Raw genomic sequence first — 19,789 nt, forward strand, 5'->3', positions numbered from 1 at the left:
ACCCCGGCTGGGTGTTCGTACGTCGGGACTAGCGGTGTTGCTTCGTCCGCTCACGGCGTGTCTGATGCCCTGAGCAGGCGCTCGGAGCTGGGGTCGCCGGATGGAGGCGGTACGGCGAGGACGGGATCACTGCCGCCCTGGTCGAGGCGGAACGGCGGATACACATCGGTCATCAGAGCCGCATAGCCTGCGACCCGGAGAGCCCAGCGGTTCATTCCGAGGATCACGTCGTACAGCGGTCGAGGGTATGCGCCGGTGAAGGCCAGGATGACCGCGGCGATGATCACCAGGATTCCCACCAGGCCACCGGTGCCGCCGAGGTTCCACTGCCAGTTGTCGGACCGGTTCGCAGCCCACGTTCCACCGCCGACGAAGATGCCGACGATGATGTAGTGCGGGATCGCAAGCAGCCACCACTTCACCAGGACCAGGCCTCGGGACAGGTGCTCGGGGTAGTCGACCGACAGGTGCGCGGGATAGTCCTCGACCTCGGCCAGCGTGAACGGCGGGTACTGGTCGGTGCCGAGTGCTCCGTAGGCGTAGTACGTCACCCTCCACGACCACCGCAGTACGCCGACGTTGTAGTCGAAGATGCCGCGCGGATAGCGACCGGTGAACAGGATCGCGAAGAACGCCACGACCGAGCTGACCATGAAGCCGATCCACAAGAACAGCAACACGACGTAGTGCGGGATCACGAGGATCCACTTGACCAGCCAGAGCCACCTGGACGATTTCGGATCCGATGCGGCGTTCACATGCACCGGGTACACCACAGATGTTGTCATCAGAAAGATCCCCCAAAGAGATTGCACAACGAATGAAGTCGAGGAGGGCTCAGACGGCGAAACTGACTGCGCTGCCGTCACTCAGAATCGGTTGATACGGCAGCAGCGCCGGGAGCGAGGTGACCTCGGTCGCCCCGCGACAATCGCGGTCCGTCTCATTGCGCTCATGTTCGCCACGCGTCTGAGCTCCCCTTGCAGGCAGCACAAGACCCCGGCGTCCATGCCCGTCGACGACGGACACGCCCGACACCCCCACCCGCTCACGCCCCGTGCTGCTCACCATCCTCGCAAGCCCAACCCCTGTCAACGTTGAGATCAACCACCCGGCAGACGGCGTGACCGGCAGCGCCCGCCAACTCCACGAATCGAACCGGGGAACGCGAACTGTGGTTGGGTGGCGACGTGGCCGACGACGTGCACTTCACCGCGAAGTTCCCCACCAAACGGATGGCTGCCGACTGCCTGTTCACGGATCAAGCGGACCGGTTGCTGGTGCTTCAGCCGCCGTACAAGACGACCTGGGACATTCCCGGCGGCATGGTCGAACGCGACGAATCGCCCCGCCTCGCCGCCCAGCGCGAGGTGCTGGAGGAGATCGGCCTCTTGGTCGAGCCGGGCAGCCTGCTCGCCGTGGATTGGATCCCGCAGACAGGAGACTTCACAGAGATCGTCGCGTTCCTGTTCGACGGCGGGGTGCTCACGCCGGCCGACATCGACCGGATCGTGCTCCAGCCGACGGAGGTCACCTCCTCCAGGTTCGTCACACTCGAAGAGGCCGGCCACCTCCTCGACCCAGAACAGTTCGCACGCGTCGCAGCCGGGTTCAAGAGCCGACGTACGCCGGAAGCCGTGTACCTCGAGAACGGCGTTCCACCGCACGGCACCTGACGCGCCCAGGACCCCCAGCGCCGCGGCCGGCTACCGGGTTGAGGTCACAAGCAATCGGTCGACCAGTCCGTCGACGTACTCCGGGGTGAGCGGGCCTATGCCGAGCAGGACGCGGACATACATCGGGGCCAGGATGTGGTCCACCACGCTTAACGCGTCGGGTGCGTGCTCGCCGCGTTCCACGGCGCGATCGAGCATGGACTGCAGTTGCCGGGTGCGTTCGGCGAGGAGGTCGTCACCCGCCTGCTGGCCCTGGTGGCCTTGGCTGGACAGGGCCACGGCCAGGCGCAGCAACGCCAGACCGTCGGGTCCGGTGATCTCGCGGGCGACCTGGGCCGCGTAGGTGCGCAGGTCGCCGGCCAGGCTCCCGGTGTCGGGCATCGGCGACTGCGCGTTGAGGCGGGTGAGCGCCACGTCGGTGAGCAGGGTTGCCAGGTTGCCCCACCGGCGATAGATGCTGCTGTCGGCCACCCCGGCGCGGGCCGCAACGTCGCCGACGGTGAAGTTGCCGTAGCCGCGCTCGTTGATCAGGTCGGTGACCGCCTGGTGCACCTCCGCGGCGACGCGGGCGCTCCGCCCGCCGGGGCGCCGGGCTCGCTCTCGCTCGTTCATGAGCCCACCTTAACGCAGTCACGACTTGCGTTTGCGACGCATGCCTCCCTACACTCGCCTAACGCAGCCAGTGGCTGCTTTAGAGCGCCCGAGGCGCAACTGACGATTGAGAGGATCCCCATGGCTGAATCGCCTGCGGCCGTAGGCAGTCGACCGAATCGGGCCGTGCTGCTCGCGGTGACCTGCCTCGGCCAATTCATGGTCCTGCTCGACAACACGATTGTCGGAGCAGCGCTGCCCGACATGCAGCACCGGCTGCACACTCAGCTGACCGGTCTGCAGTGGATCGTCGACGCGTACGTACTGCTGGTCGCCATGCTGCTGCTGTCCGGCGGTGTCTTCGCCGACCGGTTCGGCCGCAAGCGCGTGTACCTGACCGGCGTCGCGGTGTTCACCGCCGCGTCGGTGGTGTGCAGCCTGGCGCCTTCGATCGACTGGCTGGTCGCCGGCCGGGTGCTGCAGGGCATCGGAGCCGCGGCGCTGAGCCCTGCCTCGCTGGCCCTACTCGCCGCCGCCTATCCCGTGCCGCAAGAACGAATCAAGGCGATCGGACTGTGGGCCGGATTCAGCGGAATCGGTCTGGCCGCAGGCCCCGTGGCCGGCGGCGTACTGACAGAGGCCTTCGGCTGGCCCGCCATCTTCCTGGTCAACCTGCCTATTGGCGTGGTCCTTCTGCTGGTCGGTCTGCGCAGCCTTGCAGAAGCCCGCAATCCGAGCGCTCCCGCGATCGATGTGCCCGGGACAGTGCTGTCCGTTCTGGGAGTGGGAGCGCTGACGTACGGGCTGATCGAGGGTGGTGCCCGCGGCTGGACGTCGCCGGTGATCCTGGGCAGCTTCACCGCCGCCGTGATCCTCCTCGCCGCCTTCATCGCCGTCGAATCGCGTCGTACCGCTCCGATGCTGCCGCTGCGGCTGTTCCGGCAGCGGCTGTTCACCGTGTCCAACACCGCCATGGTCGTGGTGGGGTTCGCGCTCATGGGGTCGTCGTTCTTCTTCTCCCAGTTCTTCGTGTACGTCCAGGGCAGCTCGATCCTGCGCGCCGGCCTGCAGACCCTGCCGGCAACCCTCGCCATGGTGATCGTCAGCCCATACGCCGGCCGGCTCGCCGCTCGGTACGGCTTCCGAATCGTGGTGACCACCGGCCTGGCCCTGGCCGGCCTGGGACTACTGGCGCTCGGCATGGTGCACGCCGACACCGGCTACGGGAACGTGTGGTGGCGTCTGGGAGTCGTCGGCATCGGCTTCGCCCTGACCATGTCCCCACTGACAGGAGCCGCCATCCAAGCAGTCAGCCCGCAGGAAGGCGGCCTCGCATCAGGCATCAGCAGCACCACGCGACAGATCGGCGCGGTGCTCGGCGTAGCAGTACTCGGAGCGATCGTCCGCACCCGCCAATCCGGCGGCGCCTCCTTCGAAGCCGGCCTCAACAGCGCCTTCCTCGCAGCCGGCACCGTCACTCTGACCACCGCCGTGTTCACCGGCCTTTGGCTAGCAAGATCCAAGCCCACGACACCACAACGTCCCACCGATCCAACTACAGTCACCACCCCAACCAACGCACCCGCAAACACCCACTGAACGACGAACCCCCCAGCCTCAGAGAGATCTCTGACCTGGGGGTTTGGTGGAGCCGCCTGTCGGAATCGAACCGACGACCTTCTCATTACGAGTCCAGCGAATCCCGTCTACGGCGTCCCCTCTCCCGCTGTGCTGAGCGTGCCGGATCGGGCCGGGCATCCATCGGGGTCCACCTCGATCCACGCGCTTGTTAGCAGGCGCGTTAGCAAAGTCGTCTGGTTGAAGGGTTGGCTTCCCGTCGCTCGGTGACCGTCAGGGAGCGTGCCTGATCCCGGTTGTCCAGTTGCCCTTGGGTCGAGCTTGCGAGTCTGGACAACCGGGATCAGGCATGCTCGGCTTCGCCTCACCGAGTGGCGGGAAGGCGGCCCGGTGGCATCCCGGAGTGAGGTCGGGGGTCCGGGGGCGGAGCCCCTGGGGGTTGTTCAACAGGAAAGATCCCGAAGCGTGCGGCGCGGGCGGTGAACGGCCGGAGGGCGCATGCGCACGCCCGCGCCGCGCGCCGAAGGCGCGCCTTGATCCATAAGAGCTGAATCCGGCAGTGCGTCGCTGGCAGCAGCTAGCCCGGCTGGACGACGCGGGCGGCGATCGCCGGGGCCATCTCGCGCAACCACACCTCGGCCCGCCGCAGCAGGTCCCTGCCGCCGCCCTCCCAGTGCTTGCGGAACACGGGGTTCAGCTCGGCGGAGGCGCGGGAATCCTCGTAATAGCCGCGCGCCATGTCAACGGCCAGTGGCGTCAGCCCCGCGCGCTGCCGCGCCGTCATGCCGTAGGCATCCGCGAACACGGCGATCCGGTGCGGGATATCGGCGTCCTCCAGCGCGGGTGCCCGGTCCCGGGGATCGCCCCATTTGAGCGGCGCCCAGTACCACAGCGCGTTCGCGATGTCGTAGAGCCGGGTGGTCGGCCTGGCGAGGTCGAAGTCGATCAGCGCGGCGGGCCGACCGTCACGGAAGATCACGTTGCCCGTGGCATAGTCGCGATGGCTGACCAGCTCGGCCCGCCCGGCGATCTTTCCCTGGACGGCGGCCGACCCGCCCCACACCGCGCCGGGTGGCGGCACCCACCCAGCCGACGCCTCGTGCAGCGCACGGATAAGCCGGGCCAGGGCGATGAGGACGTCGTCACCTGCCGCCTCCGTCGGCAGCGGGTGACGATGCACCTGACCGGGGACGAACGACAGCACCTCGCGCCCCTGCTCATCGACTCCGAGCGGGAGCGGTGCGCCGGTGAACCCGGCATCGTGCAGGTGGTCCAGGTAGGCCTGCACGGTCAGACTGAACGGCCGCAGCGGCCGCCGCACAGTATCCCCGATCCGCACGATCCCCTCAGTGTCGCTCCCACCCGTCAGTGGCTCGCCTTCGCTCATACCGCAGCAACCTAGCGCGGCCCCCGCACCAGGCCAACGGGCTTTGACGGCGGGCCGCACCACCACCCAGCCTGCTCGTAGCATCAAAGGACAGCGGCCACGAACCGCTGGGCCGAACGCCAGGGGTTATCTCACGTCCAGGACGGCGGCAGCGAGTTCGGTCATGTCGCTGATGATCGCGTCGGCTCCAGCGGCAGCAAGGTCGGACGCCTTGCCGGGCTTGTTGGCGTAGCCGATGCTCGCGGCTCCGATCGCACGGGCGGCCTGTACGTCGGTGGCCTGGTCGCCGATCAGAGTGCAGGCGTCGGGCTCCACGGCTAGGGCCTGGGCAGCTCGCTCGATCAGATGAGGGCTCGGCTTCATGAGAGCTGGATCGGATGCGTCGCGAGCCTCGATGTGCTGGACGAGACCGGCCAAGCCGACTCGGTCGAGGTAGGCGCGCACCGATGCGCCGGTGTTGTTGCTGACGATCGCGAGTTGTCGGCCAGCGTCCCGGCAGGCGGTCAGGAAGGTCTCGACGCCCGGGGTTGGTGTGGCGCTCTCGACGGCCTTGATCTCGGCGGCCTGGAGGGCTTCCTCGACATGTCGAGCCAGTTCGGGAGATACCTCGGCGGCAGCGCTCAGGAACTCGTGCGGGCTGGTGATCGCAGACATAGCCGGCGGCAGCTCGCCGACCTGGTCGAGCGCGAGACCGCGCAACTCGTCGGTGATCTGCGACGCCGGATACCCGGCGAACACCGAGCACACCGGACCGTCGAAGTCGAGCAGGATGACAGGACTACGGCGCAGGGTGGCGGCCAATGCTTCGGCGGTCACGGCTCGTAGGTCCGACCGAGCGTGCCCCAGAGACTGTCAAACCAGCGTCGCGCCTGCTCGACGTACTGCGAACCGGTGGCCCGGTCGCCGTCGCTCACCGAGTGATGGAACAGGACAGTGTCCTTGCCCACGGCATCGAAGATCGACACGTCCTTGTTGCCGATCTTCACCTCACGCTCAACGACCGGGTAGAAGCCGAAGAACAGCTCTTCGTCGTTGATCAGGTACATCTTGAACATCATCGACAGCGGGATGACCCGGGTCTCGACCTCGGTCTTCTGGACCAGCCCCAGCTCGCCGAGTTCGCGGACCGACTCCGCAATGGCTCCGGCTGACCGGTGCGCGATCTCGGCAACGCGGTCTCGGACCGCAGGGTCGTCGCCGGGCTTCGACCCGGCACGCGATGGAACCGCGAGCGGCTGGGACAGGTCCGGCAGCAGCAGGCGGACGGTGACCGATTCCGGGGTGAGTCGTCCGCGCCGGATTCGTTCGATCGGCTCCTCCAGGGCACCGAGCAGGGTCTCACCGGTGAGGCCCGCAAAGTCGATGGTGACCCGTGTCCGCTCGAACGCCTTCTCGATGTGCGGGCGAAGGCCGACAGCCTGGTCCGCCCGGTCGCGAACGTAGACCCCGCTGCCGACCCTCGACACGATCAGCCCCTCGTCGCGCAGAACCTTCAGCGCCTGCTGAATCGTCATCCGGGCAACGCCGTACTGAGTCGCGAGCTCCTGCTGTGAGGGCAGCCTCTCCCCCGCCGTGAACTTCTGCGTCAAGATCCCGGCGCGCAGCGCAGTGGCCACCTGCCGGTACGGCGGACGTGTGTCGTTCGGGTCTAGCTCCATGGCCCCCAGCGTAGTACCTGGCTAGCCAGCCTAGGAATTTCTGTGTCCAAATACTTGACCTGACTAGCCAGGCTGGTTACCTTGGTCATATTCCAGCCTGGCTAGTCAGCCTAGGCGGCCTATACAGAGGAGCAGAGTCATGGGTATGCCGCGCAAGATCAAGATCGAGTTCGGTGAGGTCTTCCCGTACGGCGTGTTCGCGGTCTCGGAGGTCACGCAGGTGCGGGACTTCGAGCGGTCGACGCGTGAGCGTCCGGTGTACGCGATCGATGAGGAGACCGGCCTGTCGGTGTGGTCGGTCGACGTGATGGACGGTGACCGGGACGCCCGCAAGGCGGACCGTCAGGTGTCGATCAAGATCCTGGCCAAGCAGCAGCCGGTGCTCCCCCCGCAGCCGCAGGGGATGCCGTTTACGCCGGTCGAGTTCGAGGGCATGACGGCTACGCCTTACATCGCCGAGAACGGCAACCGTCCGCGTCTGGCGTGGTCGTTCAAGGCCATGGCGGTACGTGCGCCGAAGTCCGCTCAGGCTCCGAAGGCGGCCTGATCATGGGTGAGCCGATCAGGGTGTCGATGGACGTGCACTTCGACGGAAGCACGGGCCGGATCGAGTCGGCTCTGAAGCGGAGCGCGTACGGGCCGTACGTGACGATCACGGTCGGGGACGACGGCTACAACCGGGTCACGCTGTACTGCCACGACCTGGCGGCGTTGACGACGATGGTCGACGCGATCGATCGGGCGCGTCAGAGTCTCGCCGAGGTGCTGGGGCTCCTGCCGAGTGGTGAGCCGTGCGCGTACGCGGATGTGTTCGGCTCGATCGAGTGGAACGAGCACGATCACGACGAGTGCCTTGAGCACCTTGTCGACGAGCCGGTGCCGTACGCGCCAACTCAGATCGGGGCGGCGTGATGACGGCGCTGTTCGCGACTCGTCGTGATCTGGACGGGTGGGCTGATGCGCTCGGCGCTCGTACTGACGATGAGGCGTCGGCGGAGCTGCACAAGTTGATGGGTCGTCTGCTGGACGGTCAGGACCGGGTCCGGAAGGTGGCGCGGTCGTTGTCGAAGGCACCAAACGACGAGGTGCGCCGGTCGCTGGCGCTCGCGCTGGGCCGGATCGATCTGGCCGTGCTGGTGGTCGGTGAGGCGCTGCGTGGGTTCGCAGTGCACGAGAGGGGTTGAGCGGCATGGCGATCACTGGAGTGGCCGGTAAGCGCCGGTTCCTGGATCAGTGGGCGCGGGCGCTCGGGGTCGGCAACGACCTGGAGGCCATGGCGAAGCTGCGGGCGGTGATGAACGAGCTGGACGACGCCCGTTCGCAGTTGCAGAAGACAACTCGGGTGCTGGCCAGCGTGCCGGACCCCGACGCCAATGTCGGCGCGACCGGTGCGATGGACGCGCTGGAGTCGACCTGGCGGAACCTGCTGGCCGTCGAGCGGCGGTTCGCGAAGCACGAGAGGGGGCGGAAGTAGCCATGGGCAAGATCAAGACTGGCCGCGACGCGGCGGGTGGCGTGCCGGTGGTGCGGATGCTCGCCTCCCAGCTCCGGCACCCCGGCGTCATGCTGCCGATCCTGCTCGTCGGGTTCGTGGCCTGGTGGGGCTTCTCGCACGGCTGGGCGTGGATCATCACCGCCGGCGGTTTGCTGGTGCTGGTGCTGGGGGTGTGGCGTTGGCGCCGCCCGGACTCGTTCCGGCGTCTGGTGTGGTGGCGGGTCAAGGCATGGTGGCGTCGCTGGTTCACCTACGCGCCGTCCTGGTGGTGGTGGATGGGCCGGTTCGGGCTCTCGATCAAGACCGAGGTTCGCGAATGGATCGTGCGGCCCCGGATCGTGAAAGTGAGGTCCAACGCGTCCACCGACTCACTACTGCTGGAGCTGCCGGACGGCATCACTCCCGGCGACGTGGCCGACTGCCTGGACAAGCTCCAGCACGCGACCCACGCCCGCCGGGCGACCACCCGGCAGGCGAATCCGGGTCAGGTGTGGCTGGACCTGTACATGCGGGATCCGCTGGTGAAGACCATCCCGGCGGTTCCGGTCCCGGAGAACCTGCGGGTCGAGGATCTGGATGGACTGGTGATCGGGTACGCCGAGGACGGGTCCCCGTGGCGGCTGCGGGTGCAGGGCACTCACATTCTCGTTGCCGGGGGCACCGGTTCGGGCAAGTCCGCGATCATCTGGTCAACCCTGCGGGCGCTCGCGCCGTACATCCGGGCGGGCCTGGTGCAGGTGCACGCGATCGATCCCAAGGGCGGCATGGAACTCGACTTCGGACGGGACCTGTTCCACCGGTACGAGGCCGACGACTACGAAGCAATGGTGTCGCTGCTGGAGCAGGACGCCGACGAGCTGGACGAGCGCGCCCGGTACCTGCGTGGCCGTGCCCGGAGGTTCACCGTGTCGACACAGACACCGCTGGTGCTGATCATCGTGGACGAGCTGATGCAGCTCACGACCCTGCTGCCGGGTCCGGACGGCCGTCGTCAGATGGGCCGGGTGGAGACCGCGCTCGGACGGCTGCTGTCCAAGGGACGCGGTCCGGGCTACGCCGTCCTGGCCACCGTGGTCGAACCCACCAAGGACATCGTGACCTGGCGCGACATCTTCCCCGACCGGATCGCGCTCCGGCTGGGCTCGTCCTCACAGGTCGACATGGTGCTCGGCGAAGGACAACGGGACCTCGGGGCCGAAGCCGACAACATCGCGCTGTCGCTGCCGGGTGTCGGGTTCATCAAGGTCGAGAACTCGCCCGTCCCGATCCGGGTCCGCGCCGCCTACGTCACCGACGACGAGATCAAGGCCATGGCCCGCGACTACCGACCCGCCCACCACCTCCGCCCGGTCGACACAACCGCCGACGTGGTCGACGTGGACGAGCTGGACGGCACCGAGGAGACGGGAGAGGCGGCGTGAACCGGCGCGAGGTGCCCGGGCAACTGGAACTCGTCTTCGACGCCGCTCCGGAGCTGACCGACGACCTGCGCGCCGAGCTGACGGCGCACGTCGTACCCGGCTGGCAGGCCATGGGCGCATGCCGCTCGACCGGCGATGACACCTGGTTCCCCAACGAGACCGACACGACCGGCAAGACGGCCGCTGTGGACCGGTGCGGGTTCTGCCCAGTCCGCCGCTCCTGCCTCGCCTACGCCCTGTCCACGCGCCAGGAATACGGCGTCTGGGGCGGCACGACCGAGCTGCAACGCAACGTCCTGGTCCGCGATCTGGTCGACGGTGCCCCGGTCGTGGACGCCCTGGACGGGGCAACGCTGCTGCCCGAATACCTGTGGAGGCAGGCGGCATGACGGTCCGGCTCCGCGTCTCGGGCGACCCCGACGAGATCGAGGTCATGGTCAAGGTCCTTGGCGTGGTGTTCGACCTCACCGGCTCTGGCCGCCTCTACCCCAACCATGGCTCACGCGGGGTCCGCGTCTACCTCATGGCGCGGATCCCCTGGGCCGGTGAACGAGAACAACCGCGCCGAGGAGATGGTCACGAATGATCTCGACCCTGGGCCAAGTCGCCCCCGACGTACTGCACGACCTGGCCGTCCGCAACGGCGTCTGCGTCCGCCCCGTACTGTCCCGGCTGACCGACACCGCGACCGGTGAACAGCTCGTGGTGCCAATCCCGTGCGGCTCGACGCAGGAACGCCAATGCCCACCGTGTGCCGACCGCGCCCGCAAGCTCCGGATGCAGCAATGCCGCGAGGGCTGGCACCGAGACGACGAGATCCCCGCGGCTTCCGACGACGACGCTGACGAGGACACCGGAAGCGAGGACGAAACCCCTTCAGACGTTGAAGAATCGGCCCGCCGGGTCCGGTCGACGCGCCGACGTCAGGACGCCCCGGACCTGCCTCGGGTGCCGATGGACAACCGCACGGTGGGACGGGCGTTCACCGCTCCGAACGGACGCACCTACCGCCCGTCGATGTTCCTCACACTCACCCTTCCGTCGTACGGCAAGGTCGGCCCGGACGGGACACCTCTCGACCCCGGTAGCTACGACTACCACCGGGCCGCGATGGACGCGCTGCACTTCCCCAAGCTCGTTGACCGGTTCTGGCAGAACCTGCGCCGCTGCGCCGGGTACAAGGTCCAGTACTTCGCCACCGTCGAAGCACAGCGCCGACTCGCCCCGCACCTGCACGCCGCCGTCCGGGGCGTCATCCCCCGCCAGGTCGTCAAGGACGTTGCCGCCGCGACCTACCACCAACTGTGGTGGCCCCAGTGCACCGAACCCGTGTACACCGGGGACGACCTGCCCCGATGGGACGACTACGCCGGCGCTTTTCTGGACCCTCACACCGGGGCACCGCTGCCCACCTGGGAGCAAGCGCTCGACGCGATCGGAGACGACCCCGCCGCGACCCCGGCCCACGTGGTCAAGCTCGGCACCCAGGTCGACTATCAGGGCATCATCGCGGACGCGGACGACAAGGTGAGCAAGGCGGTCGGCTACCTGACCAAGTACCTGTCCAAGTCCATCGCGGACACCTACGGCGACGACGACACGATCACCACCGCGCAAGCGATCCACCTCGACCGGCTGCACCGTGAGGTCCGCTGGCTGCCCTGCTCCCCGACCTGCTCCAACTGGCTCCGCTTCGGCGTCCAGCCCAAAGACGCTGAAGCAGGCATGCGGCCCGGCTGGTGCCCCTCCAAAGCTCACGACAGGCATCACCTGGGCTTGGGTGGCCGCCGCGTGCTCGTGTCACGCCAGTGGACCGGCAAGACCCTCACAGACCACCGCGCCGATCGCGCCGAAGTCGTACGGCAGACCCTCGCCGCTGCCGGTCTCGACATGCCCGACACCGACCGCTACGCCGCGACAACCCAGCTCGAGGACGGCACACCCCGGTTCATCTGGACGCCCGTCGACCGCAACAACGACGACGACCTGCCGACCTGGCACGGCGTACTCACACGCGGCATCAACGAACGCATCCGCTGGCGAACCCAGTACGAGCAAGCCAAACAACGTGCCCGCGACGGCACCACACCACCCACCGACACCCGTTCGGCAACTGACACCAACGAGACCGCCGCTCCTGCGGCCTGAACACGAGGGATCAATCATGCAAGACATCAAGCTCCTGTACCGCGTCCCCGAGGTCGCGGAAGCACTCGGCATCAGTCGCGCAAAGGTGTACCAGCTCATCCAGTCCGGCACGCTCCGGTCGGTCAAGATCGACAGCTCACGCCTGATCCGCTCCGTCGACCTCATGGAGTTCGTCGCCGACCTGGGAGCGGCTGCCTGATGGGCGCGGTCAAGGACGGCATCACGAAGCGTGGCCGTACGTGGTCGTACGTCATCCGGGTCACCGATCCGGCCACCGGCGCGAGCAAACCCAAGTGGGTCGGCGGCTTCGCAACCGAGGACGACGCCAAGGAAGCACGAGACGAGGCACGCCGCGCTGCCCGACGCGGTGAGTACATCGATCGGAGTGGCATGACTGTGACGGAGTACCTCGGCGACTGGCTGGACGCACACGCGATGGAGACCAAACCGCGCACCCTTGCGGGCTACCGCTGGCTCGTTCGGCAATACGTCAATCCGCACATCGGACGGCTGCGCATCCAGGCGGTACGCCCAACGTCGATCACCAACCTGTACCGAACCCTGCTCAAGTCCGGTGGCCGGGACGGTAGAGGGTTGTCGGAGGCAACGGTCTGGAAGGTACACGCCGTACTGCGCAAGGCGTTCAAAGATGCCGTGTTGTACGAGGGCATCCTCCCGAGCAACCCGGTGGAGCGGGCGAAGCGTCCTCGTCGGGACTCACACGTGCTGGACGTGTGGACGCCTGCACAGCTCCGGGCGTTCCTCCAGGCCGCGACGTCGCACCGGCTGTACGCCTTCTATCGGCTCGCGGCCTACACGGGCGCTCGGCGCGGCGAGCTGCTGAATCTGCGGTGGGCTGATGTGGATCTGAAGGCCCCGACGATCCGGATTCGGGGATCGGTCGGCATGGTCGAGGGCGAGCGGGTAGAGGGAACCACCAAGGGCGGCCGCGAACGCGTGGTGAGCCTCGATGCCGGAACGGTGGCGATCTTGCAAGCCCACGAGCGCCAGCAGGCCGCCGACCGGGCTGTCGTCGGTGACGCCTGGGCCAACACCGGGCACGTCTTCACGAACGGTCTCGGTGTGCCGATCTATCCGGACACGGTGACGCAGCTCATGCCCAAGATCATCCGCGCCCACAACCAGCCGGACCCCGACGACCCCAGCAAGCGTCCGGCCGATCTGCTGCCGTCAGCCCGCCTGCATGACCTACGGCACGTGCACGCCACCATGCTCCTGACGGCGGGGGTTCCGGTCCATGTCGTCGCTGAGCGTCTCGGCCACGCCGATCCGTCGATCACCCTCCGGGTCTACGCGCACGTCATCCGCCAGCACGCGGCCGGGGTCGCCGACACCTTCGCGGCTGCCGTCGACCAGCCGGACGAGGACGACCCGCCCGCCGCCGCGCTGGCACCCCGTTAGCAAAGCTGTTAGCAAACCGGCCCGCTCGTGGCCCTAGCAAGACTGAACCCCAGGTCGGATGTTGCCGCTGACCTGGGGTTTCTTGTTGAGCCGCCTGTCGGAATCGAACCGACGACCTTCTCATTACGAGTGAGACGCTCTGCCGACTGAGCTAAGGCGGCGGGTGCCGAGGCAAGAGTGTAGCGGGATGAGGGGGAGGATTCCGAATCGGATCCTTTGGGGAGGGGTACGACGAGGTGCGGGGTGTGGTCGGGGTCACGAGGTGGACGGGTGTCTGCGTCGGGGGTGAGCGGCGTCGTACGGCGGAACGGGTGGGTGGCGGCGTACCGGGATCGGGTGGGGCGCGGCATGCAGGAACTCGGGTGGGGTGGTGTGCGTCGGAGGGGTGGTGGAATTGTGGGGGAATGATTGTTTTGGGAAATGCGTTGACTTAGCAGCAAGTGTGGGTGACACTAATTCCCGGCAAGACCGAGACCTCGAGGAGAAGATCGTGTACGGAACGCGCATCGCGAATGGAGCCTGGCGGCCTGGCCGTTCGGCTTTGGCGGCGTGCCTGCGATCCGTGGGCGACGAGGCCTGCTACCACCAGCTCAGCCTGTGCATGGGCGGCCCGCCTGGGTGATCTCCGAGTGGAGAGATCTCCAGGAGCCGTCTGAGCCGGGTACCGGCAGCAGGCGGCTCTTTTGTTTTGCTCGGCGACGGGATTACTTCACCGCGACTATTTCCGGTATTCACGGATATCGGCACGAACAATGACAACTGGACATTCATCGCATTTCTCCCGGCCTGTCGAAGGGCCGGGAGAGGACCAGTTGTAGGCCAGCGGCCAGGCCACCTCATTTGGGATGAGGGGATCGGGGGTTCGAGTCCCTCCAACTGGACCAGGCGCCCGCAGGATGCTCAGCTACCGGCCGAGCGGGCGCCACAAGCGTGCCCTGCGACGGAAATCCGAAGTACATCCGGCGCAGGGCACCGAACGCCCGTGGCTCAACCGGACAGAGCGCCTGCCTACGAAGCAGGAGGGTGCAGGTTCGAATCCTGCCGGGCGTGCTGTGTCCGAGGCCGAAGCGGGCGAGGCACCGGGATGTGGCCCCGGAGGAAGCGGGTTCGAGCCCCGCCGGACACCCTGCAGTACGACGTGCTCACGCAGCGTACGCCGTATGGAATCGACCGACACCGAATTCGCCGACCTGCTGACCGTGGGTCGGGCACACTGGAAGGGAGGAGGAACCACATGAGCGGTGTGATCGTGCTGAACGCGTCGTACGAGCAACTGCACGTCGTGTCGATCCCGCACGCCATCCGGATGCTCGTCCGGGAGGTCGCCGTCGTCGAGGAAGCGCACGACGGCGCCAGCATCGGACCGTTCCCCCTCCCCCGCGTCCTGCGTCTCGTCCGGTACGTCGTGATGAAGTGGCGCTACGCCTCCGGCCGGCTGCAGTACACGCGGGCCGGCGTACTGAAGCGCGACAAGTACACCTGCGCGTACTGCGGCACGCTCGGCGCCACCACGATGGACCACGTGATCCCACGATCACGCGGCGGACGGGGTGAGTGGCTGAACGCCGTCGCCGCGCACGCGGAGTGCAACGAGAAGAAGGGCTCGCGTACACCGGAAGAGGCCGGCATGCCGCTGCTGTGGCAGCCGTGGGTCCCTTCCCGTGCCGAGATAGCGCTCTGACGCGACACCCCACCGGTGCCGCCGACGAGCGCGATGCCAGGTGGGCGCCGGTGACCCACCCTCGGTTCTGACCCGAGGCCCCGCAGGTTCGAGCCCTGCCCTGGCAGCTGCACAACCCTGGTGAGATAAGCCGAGTGTCAGGCCTAGCGGCAGCCGTCTCGAAAACGGCAGGTCCTTCAACGGACGTCTGGGTTCGAGTCCCAGTCTCACCGCATGTACACGATCGAGGAGAGTGGGGAGATGAACGTGGAGCTTCCGGTTGAGCTGAGTGGGGCCAAGAGCTCCACGCTCATGTGGGCGCAGGAGTACGACGTCGACGCGAAGGCGCTGCAGCAGCTGCGGAACATTGCGGCGCTGCCGTGGGTGCACGGCGTCCGGGTGATGCCGGACGTGCACCTCGGTAAGGGCGCGACCGTCGGGTCTGTGATCGCGATGAACCAGGCGGTGTCGCCGGCCGCGGTCGGGGTCGACATCGGGTGTGGGATGGAAGGTGTCCTGACCTCGCTGACGGCTTCGGATCTTCCGGACGACCTGTCGGCGATCCGTTCGCGGATCGAGGCCGCCGTACCTGTGGGCTTCCGGGCTCACGAGGACCAGGTCGGCGTACGACGGCTCGGCCTGGACCCGCGTCCGTGGGACAAGCTGTGGGGCGAGTTCACGAGTCTGCACGACGGAGTGCAGGACCGCGAGCGCAAGGCCAAGCAGCAGATGGGGTCGCTGGGCGGGGGCAACCACTTCATCGAGGTGTGCCTCGATGACGAGGACCGCGTGTGGCTGATGCTGCACTCCGGTAGCCGGAACATCGGCAAGGAGCTCGCGGAACGGCACATGCGGATCGCCCGGGACCTTCCGCACAACGCGGATCTCCCGGACCGTGACCTGGCGGTGTTCCTGTCCGGTACGCCGGAGATGGACGCGTACCGTCGCGACCTCACCTGGGCCCAGGAGTACGCCGCCCGGAACCGGGCCGTCATGCTCGCGCTGGTGATGCAGGCGGTGCGGGAGTCGTTCGAGGTCGACGTACGGTTCGAGCAGCCGATCTCGTGCCACCACAACTACGTGGCCGAGGAGCACATCGACGGGCTCGATCTGCTCGTCACCCGCAAGGGTGCGATCCGGGCCGGGCGCGGAGACCTCGGGCTGATCCCGGGGTCGATGGGCACCGGTTCGTACGTCGTCCGCGGGCTCGGCTCGGAGCGCTCGTTCTACTCGGCCTCACACGGGGCAGGCCGGCGGATGAGCCGCAACGAGGCGAAGCGCCGGTTCACCATCGACGACCTGGTCGCTCAGACGGCCGGTGTCGAGTCCCGCAAGGACGCCGGCGTGATCGACGAGATTCCGGCGGCGTACAAGGACATCGACTCGGTCATCGCCGCCCAGTCCGACCTGGTCGAGGTCGTGGCTCATCTGAAGCAGGTCATCTGCGTCAAGGGCTGAACAGGTTCCTGCCGTGGTCAGGGGACACGGCAGGGCCTGTTGGTGAGGTCCGCCTGTCGGCAGGGGCAGCGGTTTGCTGAACCGTCGGTCGGCTTCGGTCGGCTCGCGAGTTCGAATCTCGCTCTCACCGCTGGGCGGCCGGGAAAGACCGGCCGCCCTGCCAGGCAGAAGCGCCGCCGTTGGAGAGGCGGGGCGGGCTGTAAACCCGTTGCCACGCGCTGAGCAGGTTCGAATCCTGCCTTCTGCACGCAGGACGAACAGATAGGACAAGAGAGGAGGACCGGCCATGGCCGACCTCAGGAACAGGAAGCGAGTGCCTGGCGGCAGGACCGGTGCTCCGGTCCAGCAGGGTCACTCGATGCGACGCGTGCTGCTTGCCTGCGGGCATGTGCAGCGCGACCGGATCGCACACCGCGGGGATCACGTGTGGTGCGAGGCCGAATGCTCCGACTGGACCCGCGTGGTCTCGGTCCAGGAGTAGTGCACACAAGGACAGGTAGTGTCCGGCAACGACCTAGTGCACCTGAGCGTGAAGACGTTCGTGTGTACGGCGTCTCACCGGTGCACTACCTGTCCTTACGCACACATCCCCCTGGTGACGGAATCTCGCCGGGCCCTCCGAAGGCTCGGTTCCTGGTTCGACTCCGGGCAGGGGGACTCAGGACAGCAGCGGGTCGAAGTGGACAGCCAGCGAGACAGCCGCCTCGGCTCGGGTGGCGAGGATGCGTACGCGTACGTCGTCAACGTGGATCCGCGTGCTCAACGGCAGCAGTCGGCGATGGCCGATCGTCGTACCGCGGGCGATCTCGGTCCACGCGCCGTCGACGAAACCGTCCACGGCAAACGATTCGACCTGTTGGCCGGCCGTGATGTCCTCGCGCAGGTCGAGGACGTTGACCTCCCCCGGCCGCGCGACCGCGGTGTCGTAGTACTCCCGCACCGCCGCACCAAATGCGGCCAGCGCCTCCACATCCGGATCCGCGAACAACCCTCGGCGATCCGGCGGGATGTTCAGCAGCAGTACGGCGTTCCGCCCGACCGACTTGCGATAGATGTCCAGGAGCTCCGGCAACGACTTCACCGACGCGTCCTCGGAAGCGTGGTAGAACCACCCGGGCCGGATCGACACGTCGACTTCGGCCGGATACCACCGCAACTCGTCAGCCTGAGCCAGCTCATCAGGCCCAGCCACGGAAGCCGCCGTCTGTGCGGCCACCATCCGCCCGTCGACGAACGGTACGACGCTCCACTCCGTCTCCCGCGCGAACCCGTCCTCGTTGCCGACCCACCGCACATCGGGCCCGCCGATCGCGATCGTCGCGTCCGGAGCGAGCCGCCGGATCAGGTCGAACCACGCGTCGTACGCATAGCTCTGCGCACTGCTGGTCGGATTGGCCCCGTCGAGCCAGACCTCGGCGATCGGCCCGTACGACGTGAGCAGTTCATGCAACTGCTGAAGGTAGAACCGGTTGTAGTCGTCCACGACGTACGAGAACTCACCGATCTGCGAAGCCACCGCGGGACTGCCGTTCCCGTAGTACCCTCCCGGCGCCTTCTCCTGATAGAGATCCGCCGGCGAGAGATACACCCCGAACCCGAGCCCACCAGCCTGACAGGCAGCCGACAACTCGGCGACGACATCGCCCCGATACGGCGACGCGGCAACGGTATGCGGCAGGTACTTGCTCGGCCACAAGCAGAACCCGTCATGATGCTTGGCCGTCAGGATCACGCTCTTGAACCCGGCGGAGACCAACGCCGCAACCCATTGCGTGCAGTCCAGCGCCGAAGGATCGAACACCGCCGGATCGTCGACACCGGTCCCCCACTCCAGGTCGGTGAACGTGTTCGGCCCGAAGTGCACGAACGCGGTCAGCTCCTGCCGCTGCCAAGCGAGCTGCCGCGGCGACGGGCGCACGGCCGAAGGGTCGATCACAGCAGGACCTTTCCAGGATTGAACAAGTTCCCAGGGTCGAACGCGGCCTTGATCCGCCGATGCAGTTCGAGCCCGACCGGCCCGAGCTCGGTCTCCAGCCAGCGCGCCTTCAACGTCCCGATCCCGTGCTCGCCGGTGATCGTCCCGCCGAGCCGCAGTCCTAGCTGCATCACCGCGCCGAACGCCTCCAGCGCCCGCGCCTCGGCCGCCGCGTCGGCGGGGTCGAAGACCACGGTCGGGTGCATGTTCCCGTCACCTACATGCCCAGGGCAACAAATCAGTACGTCGTACTTCGCGCCGATCTCCGCGATCCCGCGCAGCAACGCGACCAACTGCGACCGCGGTACGGCGACGTCGTCGATCAGCGTCGTACCCAACGGCTCCAACGCGGAGTTCACCAGCCGGCGTGCCTCGAGCAGCATGCGGGACTCTTCCGAGTCGGACGCCTCGGCGACGTCGACCGCGCCGTGCGCCGTGCAGATCTCCGCGATCCGCGCGACGTCGTCCGCAGCGCGCAACCCCCGGTCGGACTGCGCGAGCAGCATCGAGCCGACATCTTCCGGGAGACCCATGTCCCGGTAGTTCTGGATCGCCCGCAGGGTCGGCTGATCCAGGAACTCGAGCAACGACGGACGCAGACCCGACGCCATCACGGCGGCAGCGGCCGCGATCCCGTCCTCGACGGACAGGAAGGTCGCGGCCGCGGTCAACGCCGCCTCGGGCGCCGGACGCAACGCCAGCGTCGCCTCGGTCACCACCCCGAGCGTGCCCTCGGACCCGACGATCAGCCGCGTGAGGTCGTACCCGGCGACGCCCTTCGCCGACCGCCGCCCGGTGCGCACCACCTCGCCGGAGGCCAGCACCACTTCGAGTCCACGCACGAAGTCCGCCGTCACGCCGTACTTCACGCAGCACAAGCCGCCCGCGTTCGTCGCGATGTTCCCACCGATCGTGGACTGCTCCCAGGAGGAAGGATCCGGCGGATAGAACAGCCCCTGCTCCAGGACAGCGCGCGACAACTGGGCGTTGACCACGCCCGGCTGGACCACGGCTACCTGGTCCTCGGCCGAGATCTCCAGGATCTGCGTCATCCGAGACGTCGACAGCAGCAAGCACCCGTCGATCGCGTTCGCTGCACCCGAAAGCCCCGTCCGCGCGCCCTGCGTCACGATCGGGACCCCGAGCTCACCGGCGACCCGGACCACCTCGACGACCTCGGCCGTCGACGACGGACGCACGAGCACCCGCGGCACCCCGGCAACACAGAACTTCGCGTGATCGTTGCGATGACTGTCCAGTACGTCGGGATCGTCGACGACAGCGTCATCTCCGAGGACCGACCGCAGCCGGTCCATGAGC

The 19,789-nt window shown here is 67.5% G+C and carries 22 protein-coding genes and 8 tRNA genes; 22 read left to right on the plus strand and 8 right to left on the minus strand.

The window, feature by feature from the left end:
* Positions 1 to 50: 50 nt before the first annotated feature.
* On the minus strand, positions 51 to 788 hold the full coding sequence (locus EV651_RS15550) for a DUF4389 domain-containing protein (RefSeq protein ID WP_133785898.1): 738 nt from the start codon (positions 786 to 788) through the stop codon (positions 51 to 53).
* 402 nt (positions 789 to 1,190) lie between these two features.
* Here EV651_RS15550 and EV651_RS15555 point away from each other — a divergent pair, with 402 nt between their 5' ends.
* Positions 1,191 to 1,676, plus strand: a complete 486-nt coding sequence (locus tag EV651_RS15555; RefSeq protein ID WP_133785899.1) for an NUDIX hydrolase — start codon at positions 1,191 to 1,193, stop codon at positions 1,674 to 1,676.
* A gap of 30 nt (positions 1,677 to 1,706) precedes the next feature.
* On the opposite strand, the gene EV651_RS15560 is transcribed toward EV651_RS15555, so the two are convergent.
* A complete protein-coding gene (locus EV651_RS15560) occupies positions 1,707 to 2,288 on the minus strand; it encodes a TetR/AcrR family transcriptional regulator (protein WP_133785900.1) in 582 nt (193 codons plus the stop codon).
* 120 nt (positions 2,289 to 2,408) lie between these two features.
* Between EV651_RS15560 and EV651_RS15565 the strand changes: the two genes are divergently transcribed.
* Complete coding sequence (locus EV651_RS15565) at positions 2,409 to 3,866, plus strand: MFS transporter (protein WP_133785901.1); 1,458 nt, start codon at positions 2,409 to 2,411, stop codon at positions 3,864 to 3,866.
* A 556-nt stretch (positions 3,867 to 4,422) separates the two neighbouring features.
* Here the strand turns inward: EV651_RS15565 and EV651_RS15570 are convergent.
* The 3 genes from EV651_RS15570 to EV651_RS15580 form a co-directional block, all read right to left on the minus strand.
* Positions 4,423 to 5,184 (minus strand): phosphotransferase enzyme family protein, encoded by a 762-nt coding sequence (locus EV651_RS15570; RefSeq protein ID WP_202870340.1) that lies wholly within the window; start codon positions 5,182 to 5,184, stop codon positions 4,423 to 4,425.
* Between the two features lie 174 nt (positions 5,185 to 5,358).
* Positions 5,359 to 6,048 carry an HAD family hydrolase gene (locus EV651_RS15575; RefSeq protein ID WP_133785903.1) on the minus strand — a complete coding sequence of 230 codons (690 nt, stop codon included), beginning with the start codon at positions 6,046 to 6,048 and terminating at the stop codon, positions 5,359 to 5,361.
* A complete protein-coding gene (locus tag EV651_RS15580) occupies positions 6,045 to 6,890 on the minus strand; it encodes a GntR family transcriptional regulator (protein ID WP_133785904.1) in 846 nt (281 codons plus the stop codon). Before EV651_RS15580 ends, EV651_RS15575 begins: the two co-directional genes overlap by 4 nt.
* A 139-nt stretch (positions 6,891 to 7,029) precedes the next feature.
* On the opposite strand from EV651_RS15580, the gene EV651_RS15585 reads away from it, so the two are divergent.
* The 10 genes from EV651_RS15585 to EV651_RS15630 are packed head-to-tail and all read left to right on the plus strand — an operon-like array spanning position 7,030 to position 13,376.
* On the plus strand, positions 7,030 to 7,437 hold the full coding sequence (locus EV651_RS15585) for a plasmid replication, integration and excision activator (protein ID WP_133785905.1): 408 nt from the start codon (positions 7,030 to 7,032) through the stop codon (positions 7,435 to 7,437).
* A 2-nt stretch (positions 7,438 to 7,439) separates the two neighbouring features.
* Positions 7,440 to 7,802 carry a hypothetical protein gene (locus EV651_RS15590; protein ID WP_133785906.1) on the plus strand — a complete coding sequence of 121 codons (363 nt, stop codon included), beginning with the start codon at positions 7,440 to 7,442 and terminating at the stop codon, positions 7,800 to 7,802.
* Positions 7,802 to 8,074 (plus strand): hypothetical protein, encoded by a 273-nt coding sequence (locus EV651_RS15595; RefSeq protein WP_133785907.1) that lies wholly within the window; start codon positions 7,802 to 7,804, stop codon positions 8,072 to 8,074. Before EV651_RS15590 ends, EV651_RS15595 begins: the two co-directional genes overlap by 1 nt.
* Positions 8,075 to 8,079: 5 nt before the next feature.
* A complete protein-coding gene (locus EV651_RS15600) occupies positions 8,080 to 8,364 on the plus strand; it encodes a hypothetical protein (RefSeq protein ID WP_133785908.1) in 285 nt (94 codons plus the stop codon).
* Positions 8,365 to 8,366: 2 nt separating this feature from the next.
* Complete coding sequence (locus tag EV651_RS15605; RefSeq protein WP_133785909.1) at positions 8,367 to 9,806, plus strand: FtsK/SpoIIIE domain-containing protein; 1,440 nt, start codon at positions 8,367 to 8,369, stop codon at positions 9,804 to 9,806.
* Positions 9,803 to 10,195, plus strand: coding sequence for a WhiB family transcriptional regulator (locus EV651_RS15610; RefSeq protein ID WP_202870341.1), 393 nt, complete (start codon positions 9,803 to 9,805; stop codon positions 10,193 to 10,195). Before EV651_RS15605 ends, EV651_RS15610 begins: the two co-directional genes overlap by 4 nt.
* Complete coding sequence (locus EV651_RS15615; protein ID WP_133785910.1) at positions 10,192 to 10,392, plus strand: hypothetical protein; 201 nt, start codon at positions 10,192 to 10,194, stop codon at positions 10,390 to 10,392. Before EV651_RS15610 ends, EV651_RS15615 begins: the two co-directional genes overlap by 4 nt.
* Positions 10,389 to 11,954 carry a replication initiator gene (locus EV651_RS15620; RefSeq protein WP_133785911.1) on the plus strand — a complete coding sequence of 522 codons (1,566 nt, stop codon included), beginning with the start codon at positions 10,389 to 10,391 and terminating at the stop codon, positions 11,952 to 11,954. The genes EV651_RS15615 and EV651_RS15620 overlap by 4 nt, the downstream gene beginning before the upstream one ends.
* A gap of 16 nt (positions 11,955 to 11,970) precedes the next feature.
* On the plus strand, positions 11,971 to 12,153 hold the full coding sequence (locus EV651_RS15625; protein WP_133785912.1) for a helix-turn-helix domain-containing protein: 183 nt from the start codon (positions 11,971 to 11,973) through the stop codon (positions 12,151 to 12,153).
* Positions 12,153 to 13,376: a tyrosine-type recombinase/integrase gene (locus tag EV651_RS15630; RefSeq protein WP_133785913.1), complete on the plus strand. Its 1,224-nt coding sequence runs from the start codon at positions 12,153 to 12,155 to the stop codon at positions 13,374 to 13,376. The genes EV651_RS15625 and EV651_RS15630 overlap by 1 nt, the downstream gene beginning before the upstream one ends.
* 88 nt (positions 13,377 to 13,464) lie before the next feature.
* On the opposite strand, the gene EV651_RS15635 is transcribed toward EV651_RS15630, so the two are convergent.
* Positions 13,465 to 13,537: transfer RNA gene (locus tag EV651_RS15635), tRNA-Thr, on the minus strand.
* A gap of 647 nt (positions 13,538 to 14,184) precedes the next feature.
* Between EV651_RS15635 and EV651_RS15640 the strand changes: the two genes are divergently transcribed.
* The 10 genes from EV651_RS15640 to EV651_RS42970 all read left to right on the plus strand — a co-directional run bounded on the left by EV651_RS15640 (position 14,185) and on the right by EV651_RS42970 (position 16,975).
* Positions 14,185 to 14,260, plus strand: a tRNA-Pro gene (locus EV651_RS15640).
* 92 nt (positions 14,261 to 14,352) lie between these two features.
* Positions 14,353 to 14,426, plus strand: a tRNA-Arg gene (locus tag EV651_RS15645).
* A 2-nt stretch (positions 14,427 to 14,428) separates the two neighbouring features.
* Positions 14,429 to 14,502, plus strand: a tRNA-His gene (locus tag EV651_RS41380).
* Between the two features lie 108 nt (positions 14,503 to 14,610).
* The gene (locus tag EV651_RS15650) at positions 14,611 to 15,057 is read left to right on the plus strand and encodes an HNH endonuclease (protein ID WP_166658619.1); all 447 of its coding nucleotides are present in this window, start codon (positions 14,611 to 14,613) and stop codon (positions 15,055 to 15,057) included.
* Between the two features lie 34 nt (positions 15,058 to 15,091).
* Positions 15,092 to 15,164, plus strand: a tRNA-Gln gene (locus EV651_RS41385).
* Positions 15,165 to 15,176: 12 nt separating this feature from the next.
* A tRNA-Ser gene (locus EV651_RS41390) sits at positions 15,177 to 15,269 on the plus strand.
* Between the two features lie 79 nt (positions 15,270 to 15,348).
* A complete protein-coding gene (locus tag EV651_RS15655; RefSeq protein ID WP_202870354.1) occupies positions 15,349 to 16,494 on the plus strand; it encodes an RtcB family protein in 1,146 nt (381 codons plus the stop codon).
* A 41-nt stretch (positions 16,495 to 16,535) separates the two neighbouring features.
* A tRNA-Ser gene (locus EV651_RS15660) sits at positions 16,536 to 16,624 on the plus strand.
* Between the two features lie 34 nt (positions 16,625 to 16,658).
* A tRNA-Tyr gene (locus EV651_RS15665) sits at positions 16,659 to 16,741 on the plus strand.
* 111 nt (positions 16,742 to 16,852) lie between these two features.
* Positions 16,853 to 16,975, plus strand: coding sequence for a hypothetical protein (locus EV651_RS42970; RefSeq protein ID WP_255512188.1), 123 nt, complete (start codon positions 16,853 to 16,855; stop codon positions 16,973 to 16,975).
* A gap of 177 nt (positions 16,976 to 17,152) precedes the next feature.
* On the opposite strand, the gene EV651_RS15675 is transcribed toward EV651_RS42970, so the two are convergent.
* On the minus strand, positions 17,153 to 18,430 hold the full coding sequence (locus tag EV651_RS15675) for an alpha-L-fucosidase (RefSeq protein ID WP_166658620.1): 1,278 nt from the start codon (positions 18,428 to 18,430) through the stop codon (positions 17,153 to 17,155).
* On the minus strand, positions 18,427 to 19,785 hold the full coding sequence (locus EV651_RS15680; protein ID WP_238156909.1) for an FAD-binding oxidoreductase: 1,359 nt from the start codon (positions 19,783 to 19,785) through the stop codon (positions 18,427 to 18,429). The genes EV651_RS15675 and EV651_RS15680 overlap by 4 nt, the downstream gene beginning before the upstream one ends.
* Positions 19,786 to 19,789: the final 4 nt, after the last annotated feature.

This window comes from Kribbella sp. VKM Ac-2571 (genome assembly GCF_004362255.1).
Lineage (GTDB): Bacteria > Actinomycetota > Actinomycetes > Propionibacteriales > Kribbellaceae > Kribbella > Kribbella pratensis.